1 protein-coding gene is annotated in these 2,314 nt (G+C 61.5%); it reads right to left on the bottom strand.

Features of this window, described 5'->3' with window-relative positions:
- On the bottom strand, nt 1–2,314 hold a 2,314-nt coding region (locus tag ACM6IV_RS08820; protein WP_414869628.1), incomplete at both ends, for an immunoglobulin-like domain-containing protein.

Below are 2,314 nucleotides of genomic sequence, written 5' to 3'. Positions count from 1 at the left end.
TGTTGGTCAAGGTCGCGGTGTAGACGATCGAGCCACCTTCAGCAACCGAACCAGATGCGCTCAGCGACAGATTAGTGGTGTCGACAGTGTCGGTCACGTTGGTGCTGACCGGGGTTTTGTCAGCCACGAGATTCTCGTAGTTGCCACCGGTCACGTCAGTGATCGAGTTAGTCAGTGGCGCATGACCAGTCAATGCATCGTTTGGCGCTGCGGTGGTCGCGGTGCCAGTGGTCTGGCCAACACCAATAGTGATGGTTTGGCCATTGGCCAAAGTCACGACAACCGGCGAGCCGGTGACTGGTGCACCGACGGTTGCGGTGTAGACAACGTTGCCGCCTTCAGCCGCCGACTCGGTGGCCGTCAGTTTCACGGTGGTGGTGTCGATCGTGTCGGTGACGCTGGTGACGGCGGGAACAGTGCTCGGCACCAGGTTTTCGAAGTTGCCACCGGTGGCGGTGTTGATGGTCGCCTGCACGGTGCCGGCGTCTTTGTAAACGTCATCCGCCGGCGCAGCGACGGTGACGGTGCCGGTGGTTTTGCCGGCGTCGATGGTGATCACGGCGCCGTTCGACAGGGTTACGGTCACTGGCGAGCCAGCGGCGTTGGTCAGGGTCGCGGTGTAAACGATCGAACCACCTTCAGCGACCGAATTGGTAGCGCTCAGCGACAGATTGGTGGTGTCGACAGTGTCAGTGACGTTGGTCGAAACCGGGGTCTTGTCGGCAACAAGGTTCTCGAAGTTGCCACCTGTTACGTCAGTGATCGCGTTGGTCAGTGGAGCATGGCCAGTCAATGCGTCGTTTGGCGCCGTGGTGGTCGCGGTACCGGTGGTCTGGCCGACGCCGATGGTGATCGTCTGACCGTTGGCCAGGGTTACGACAACCGGCGAGCCGGTGACTGGTGCGCCGACAGTCGCGGTGTAGGTGACGTTGCCACCTTCAGCTGCCGACTCTGTCGCCGTCAGTTTCACAGTGGTGGTGTCGATGGTGTCGGTGACATTGGTCACGGCCGGCACGGTGCTTGGCACCAGATTCTCGAAATTGCCACCGGTGGCGGTGGTAATGGTTGCTTCGACTTTGCCTGCATCTTTGTAAACGTCATCCGCCGGCGCAGCGACGGTGACGGTGCCGGTGGTTTTACCGGCCTCGATGGTGATCACGGCGCCGTTGGACAGAGTCACGGTGACCGGCGAGCCTGCGGCGTTGGTCAGCGTTGCGGTGTAGATGATCGAGCCACCTTCAGCAACCGAATCCGTCGCGCTCAGTGACAGGTTGGTGGTGTCGACGGTATCGGTGACCGTGGTCGAAACCGGGGTCTTGTCGGCCACCAGGTTTTCGTAATTGCCGCCGGTAACGCCGGTGATCGAGTTGGTCAGTGGCGCTTGACCGGTCAGCGCATCGTTCGGTGCGGTGAAGGTCACGGTGCCCGTGGTCTGGCCAACACCAATGGTGATGCTCTGACCGTTAGCCAAGGTCACTACGAAAGGCGAGCCTGTCACTGGAGCGCCCACAGTGGCTGTGTAAGTGACGGTGCCGCCTTCAGCCACGGAGGTATCGGCCGTCAATTTCACGGTCGAGGTGTCGATGGTGTCGGTGACTTCGGTCACGGCCGGCACAGTGCTCGGTACCAGGTTTTCGAAGTTGCCACCGGTCGCCGTGGAGATCGTCGCTTGAACCTTGCCGGCGTCTTTGTAGACGTCGTCAGCCGGAGCCGGAACGGTCACGGTGCCAGCGGTTTTGCCGGCTTCGATGGTGATCACTGCGCCGTTGGACAGGGTTACGGTCACTGGCGAGCCAGCAGCGTTGGTCAGCGTGGCGGTGTAAACAATCGAACCGCCCTCGGCCACGGAGCCCGTGGCACTCAGCGACAGATTGGTGGTGTCGACGGTATCAGTCACGTTGGTGCTGACCGGGGTCTTATCGGCCACCAGATTTTCGTAGTTACCGCCGCTCACCTCAGTGATCGCATTGGTGATCGGCGCGTGGCCGGTCAATGCATCGTTTGGCGCCGTCACGGTCGCGGTGCCGGTGGTCTGGCCAACACCAATGGTGATGGTCTGACCGTTAGCCAGGGTCACGACCACAGGCGAACCGGTGACTGGCGCGCCAACCGTGGCGGTGTAAGTGACGTTGCCGCCTTCAGCCGCGGACTCGGTGGCAGTCAGTCTGACGGTGGTGGTGTCGACGGTGTCAGTGACGTTGGTCACCGCTGGCGTGGTGCTCGGAACGAGGTTCTCGAAGTTGCCGCCCGTTGCATCCTTGATCGTCACTTCGACTTTGCCGGCGTCTTTGTAGACGTCATCGGCCGGAGCCGG

This window comes from Pseudomonas sp. IT-347P, from assembly GCF_949768005.1.
Taxonomy (GTDB): domain Bacteria; phylum Pseudomonadota; class Gammaproteobacteria; order Pseudomonadales; family Pseudomonadaceae; genus Aquipseudomonas.
The sequence above is the reverse complement of the archived record's forward strand: the minus strand, read 5'-3'. Positions and strand labels throughout refer to the sequence as shown.